The following is a 4,675-nucleotide window of genomic DNA, read 5'->3' on the forward strand; positions in this document are numbered from 1 at the left end:
CCCGGCAAGACGCCGGGGGCCGCTTCCGTCGAACCGCTCAGCCGAGCTCGACCATCCAGTGGTCCGGGTCGGGCCGGGTGCCCTCCTGGATCCCCGTCAGCTCCTCACGCAGCTTCATCGTCAACGTGCCGGGCTGCCCGTCGGCGATGGTGAATTCACCGTTCGCGTGCTTCACGTGCCCGACCGGCGTGATCACCGCCGCGGTGCCGCAGGCGAACGTCTCGGTCAGCTCGCCGGAGGCGGCCGCCTTCTCCCACTCGTCGGTGGAGATGCGGCGCTCCTCGATCTTGTAGCCGAGCCGCGAAGCCAGCTGCAGCAGCGACTTGCGGGTGACGCCCGGCAGCAGCGACCCGGTCAGCTCCGGGGTGACCACCCGGGCGTTCTCGCCCGAGCCGAAGACGAAGAACAGGTTCATCCCGCCCATCTCCTCGACCCAGCGCCGCTCGACCGCGTCGAGCCACACCACCTGGTCGCAGCCCTTCTCGACGGCCTGCGCCTGCGCCACGAACGACGCCGCGTAGTTGCCGGCGCACTTGGCCGCGCCGGTGCCGCCGGGCGCCGCCCGGACGTACTCGGTGGACAGCCAGACGCTGACCGGCTTCACGCCGCCGGAGAAGTACGACCCGGCCGGCGAAGCGATGACCGTGTACACGTAGTCGGCGGCCGGGCTGTTGACGCCGAGCCCGGTGGACGTCGAGATCATGAACGGCCGCAGGTACAGCGAATCACCCTGCCGGGTGGGCACCCACCGGCCGTCGACGGCGATGAGCTCCCGCAGCGAGTCCACGAAGACCTCTTCGGGCAGCTGCGGCATGGCGAGCCGCTCGGCCGACTGCCGGAACCGCGACGCGTTGGCGTCCGGCCGGAACGACGCGATCGTGCCGTCCGGCTGGCGGTAGGCCTTGAGACCTTCGAAGATGGCCTGGCCGTAGTGCAGCACCGACGTCGCCGGGTCGAGGGTGAAGGGGGCGTAGGGACCGACCTGGGCTTCGTGCCAGCCTTCGGCCTTCGACCACTTGACGGTGACCATGTGATCGGTGAAGTACAACCCGAAACCGGGCGTTTCGAGTACCTCCGCGACACGGTCCGCGCTCGCAGGACTCGGGTGCGGGAGATGGGCGAACTGTGTCGTGGTCGTCATGGCTAGACGATACCGCTTGCTCGGACGCGCGTTAGTCGGATGTCCATCTGTTTGCGGGGTCCCCGCGCTCCCGGCCTGCCGGCTCTAGGATGACGCCGTGACCTACCACTCCACTGAGCCGGTCCCCCGGCCCAAGACCACCGGCGCCGACATCAAGACGTTCGTCGCCGCGGTGCTGCTGACCTTCGGCGTCGGCCTGCTCGGCATGGTCGGCTGGGCCGTGCTGGACAGCGGCTTCGGCGGCTTCCTCGGCCTGGTCGCCGGCGTCTTCGGCGTCGTGTGGTGGCGGAAGATCCACGGCAAGGCGTTCCCGAAGGTGCTGCCGACGAAGTCGGTCGTCATCCTCGCGGTCGTCAACGCCGTGCTGGCGCTGATCCTTCTCCTGACCGCGGGCTGAGGCCGGGCGGCAGCTCCGGCGCCGGCCAGCCCGGGTCCGGGCGGAAGTCGATGTCCGTGCCGTCGAACGGATAGCTCCCGCGCTCGGCCAGCGCGCCGATCCGCTCGCCTTCGGCGCGCAGCCGGTCGAACTGCTCGAGCGTCAGGCGGCCGACCTCCAGGGCGGCCTCGGCTTCGTCCTCGTCGTCCCAGCGCCAGCGGCCGTCGGCCTCGACGACGACGTCGAGCACGCCGTCGATCCGGTCGACCGCGCCCGCCGTGCGGCCCAGCGGGATCTCCAGGTTGACGTACCAGTTCTTGAACCGGCCCTCGAGGTCGAAGAACCACCAGACCGACGACCACTCGTCTTCGGGGATCCGGCGCAGCGTCGACGCGCCGTGCCAGGAGTCGGCGACCGGCACCCGCGGGATGCGGAACCGCTGCTCCAGCGGGGCGTCCCGCATCAGGCGGCCGTCGGCGAGCCGGCTGCCGACGATCGGCGTTCCGGCCGGCAGCCACGCCCGCAGGACGCGGCCGTCGTCCTCGAGGACGCGCAGCGGGTGGACCTGGCCGATCGAGCCGTCGGGCCGGTGGAACCGCTCGACCACGGTCTCCCCCGGCCGCCAGCGTCGATCACTCACGGGTCTCACTGTACCTGCGTGCGCGTACGCCCAGTAGCAGCTCGAACACGGTCACCAGCCCCGCGATCACCAGCACGGGCAGCACCGGCAGCAGGTACGCGGCCGCCGCGGCGACGACGAGCCCGGCGATCCCCGGCACCCCGAGCCGCGTCCGGACGTCGGTCCCGGCGGCCAGGGCAGGCACCACGGTGGCGACCACGGCGACGACCGTGAGCATCGGCTGCAGCGCGTCCGCGTCGGCGGCGGAGAGCAGGTCGCGCAGCGAGGTGAGCGACAGCCCGAGCCGCACCGCGCCGAGCTGGTAGAGCGCGGCGAAGGCGACCAGGACGGCGAGCGCCCCGAGCAGCAGCACTCGCAACCCCGGGTTCTCCCGTCCGCGCGGCCGCAGGAACGGCAGCACCAGCACCGCGGCGACGAGCACGCCCGCGAAGTCCGGCGGCCGGAGGGCGTCCGCCGTCCCCACCGGCGGCACGGCCACGCAGACCGCGACCAGCACGAGCCCCGCGGCGAGCAGCAGCACGCCGGTGATCCGTACGACGATCGTCGGGATCTTCAGGCCGGCGAACCCGGCCCCGGCGACGACCACCACGAACGCCGCGGCCGCGAGTTCGCGGTGCGCCGGGACGACGTAGGCGCCGAACGCGATCGCGTAGACGGCCACTTCGGACAGTCGCGCGACGGCGACCACCACCCGGTCGACCAGGGCATCGCCCGGTTCCGGCACCCTCGCCGTCACGCCCGCCGCGACCGCGGCGAGCACGAGCCCGGCGAGCAGCCACCAGCCCGCGCCCGCCGCTGCCGCCGCCAGCACCACCAGCAGCCCGCCACCCAGCCGCACGCGGCCCTCCCTCGCCCTGTGTTCACCCGTGGTCAGGTCGTCATTAGCATGGCTCACGATCCCGGCCGGGCCGGCGCCCGGTGCCACACGAGAACGCGCGAGGAGCCAGAAGTGACCGTGCCCAAGCTCGCCCTGTCCGACAACACCGGGGAGGCACTGGCCAAGACGCGCGCCGACGTGGTCGTCGTCGGCACCGTGGCCGGCGAGGACGGTCCCGTGCTCGCCCCCGGCGCCGCCGCTGTGGACGCCGCCTTCGACGGCCGGCTCGCCGGCCTGCTGGCCACCCTCGGCGCGAGCGGCAAGGCCGAAGAGGTCGTCAAGGTCCCGACCCTGGGCAAGCTCCCGGCCGCCGTGGTGCTCGCCGTCGGCCTGGGCAAGGCGGGCGACGCCATCACCCCCGAGCAGGTCCGCCGCGCCGCGGGCGCCGCCGGCCGCGCGCTGGCCGGCACCGACCGCGCGTTCGTGACGCTGTCCGAGCTCGACCTGCAGGCCGCCGTCGAGGGCCTTGTCCTCGGCTCCTACGTCTTCACCGACTACCGCTCGGAGAAGGGCGACGCCCCGCTGGCCAAGGCCGACTTCGCGAGCCCGGCCGGCGGCACCGCCCGCGAGCACAAGGCGACCCTGAAGGCGGCCGGCACCATCGCCGAGGCCGTCATCGTCGCCCGCGACCTGATCAACACCCCGCCGAACGACCTCTACCCGGCCTCCTTCGCCGACCGCGCGAAGAAGCTGGCCGAGGACAACGGCCTCGAGTTCGAGGTGCTCGACGAAAAGGCCCTCAAGCGCAAGGGCTTCGGCGGCATCCTCGGCGTCGGCGGCGGCTCGTCCCGCCAGCCGCGCCTGGTGCGCATCGGCTACAAGCCGGCCAAGGCCGCCAAGAAGGTCGCACTGGTCGGCAAGGGCATCACGTTCGACTCGGGCGGCATCTCGCTCAAGCCCGCCGCGAACATGGACCACATGACCTCGGACATGTCCGGCGCCGCCGGCGTGCTCGCCTCGGTCGTGCTGGCCGCGAAGCTGAAGTACCCGCTGGAAGTCGTCGCGCACATCCCGCTGGCGGAGAACCTGCCGTCCGGGACGTCGTACCGCCCGGGTGACGTGCTGACCATGTACGGCGGCAAGACCGTCGAGGTCCTCAACACCGACGCCGAGGGCCGGCTGGTCCTGGTCGACGCCATGGTCCGCGCGGCCGAGGAGAACCCGGACTACCTGATCGAGACCTCGACGCTGACCGGCGCCCAGGTCGTCGCGCTCGGCAACCGCACCGCCGGCGTGATGGGCTCGGACGACTTCCGCGACCGCGTCGCCGCGATCATGCAGGCCACCGGCGAGAACGGCTGGGCCATGCCGCTGCCGGAGGAACTGCGCGCCGACCTCGACTCGCGCCTGGCCGACCTCGCCAACGTGACCGGCCACCGCTGGGGCGGCATGCTCGCCGCCGGCATCTTCCTGCGCGAGTTCGTCGCCGACGGCCTCGACTGGGTCCACATCGACATCGCGGGCCCGTCGTTCAACACCAGCGGCCCGTGGGGCTACACCGGCAAGGGCGGCACCGGCGTCCCGGTCCGCTCGATCGCCGCGGTCCTCGCGGACATCGCCGCCAACGGCTGAGCCCCAAAGCGCCCCAATGTGGCGTTGGTTGCGTCCAACGCACCCAATGTGGCGTTCGGTGCGTCTGAC

5 protein-coding genes are annotated in these 4,675 nt (G+C 72.6%); 2 read left to right on the top strand and 3 right to left on the bottom strand.

Annotated features, from left to right (window positions below; translation table 11 throughout):
• Positions 1–37 precede the first annotated feature (37 nt).
• Entirely contained in the window at positions 38–1,141 is a 1,104-nt protein-coding gene (locus tag ACWEVN_RS46640; protein ID WP_449688011.1) for a branched-chain amino acid aminotransferase, read from the bottom strand.
• Between the two features lie 97 nt (positions 1,142–1,238).
• On the opposite strand from ACWEVN_RS46640, the gene ACWEVN_RS46645 reads away from it, so the two are divergent.
• Complete coding sequence (locus ACWEVN_RS46645; RefSeq protein ID WP_310977120.1) at positions 1,239–1,538, top strand: hypothetical protein; 300 nt, start codon at positions 1,239–1,241, stop codon at positions 1,536–1,538.
• Here the strand turns inward: ACWEVN_RS46645 and ACWEVN_RS46650 are convergent.
• Both ACWEVN_RS46650 and ACWEVN_RS46655 read right to left on the bottom strand, forming a co-directional pair.
• Positions 1,495–2,157, bottom strand: a complete 663-nt coding sequence (locus ACWEVN_RS46650) for a DUF402 domain-containing protein (protein WP_452055555.1) — start codon at positions 2,155–2,157, stop codon at positions 1,495–1,497. The two genes, ACWEVN_RS46645 and ACWEVN_RS46650, sit on opposite strands and share 44 nt — an antisense overlap.
• On the bottom strand, positions 2,150–2,995 hold the full coding sequence (locus ACWEVN_RS46655) for a hypothetical protein (protein ID WP_452055556.1): 846 nt from the start codon (positions 2,993–2,995) through the stop codon (positions 2,150–2,152). Before ACWEVN_RS46655 ends, ACWEVN_RS46650 begins: the two co-directional genes overlap by 8 nt.
• A gap of 111 nt (positions 2,996–3,106) precedes the next feature.
• Between ACWEVN_RS46655 and ACWEVN_RS46660 the strand changes: the two genes are divergently transcribed.
• Positions 3,107–4,606, top strand: coding sequence for a leucyl aminopeptidase (locus ACWEVN_RS46660; RefSeq protein WP_452055557.1), 1,500 nt, complete (start codon positions 3,107–3,109; stop codon positions 4,604–4,606).
• The last annotated feature ends 69 nt before the right edge of the window (positions 4,607–4,675 follow it).

Source organism: Amycolatopsis sp. NPDC003861, assembly GCF_053605405.1.

Excerpts from the sequence above, each read along its gene's own strand:
- ACWEVN_RS46640 (WP_449688011.1), bottom strand. The coding sequence starts at position 1,141 with ATGACGACCACGACACAGTTCGCCCATCTCCCGCACCCGAGTCCTGCG.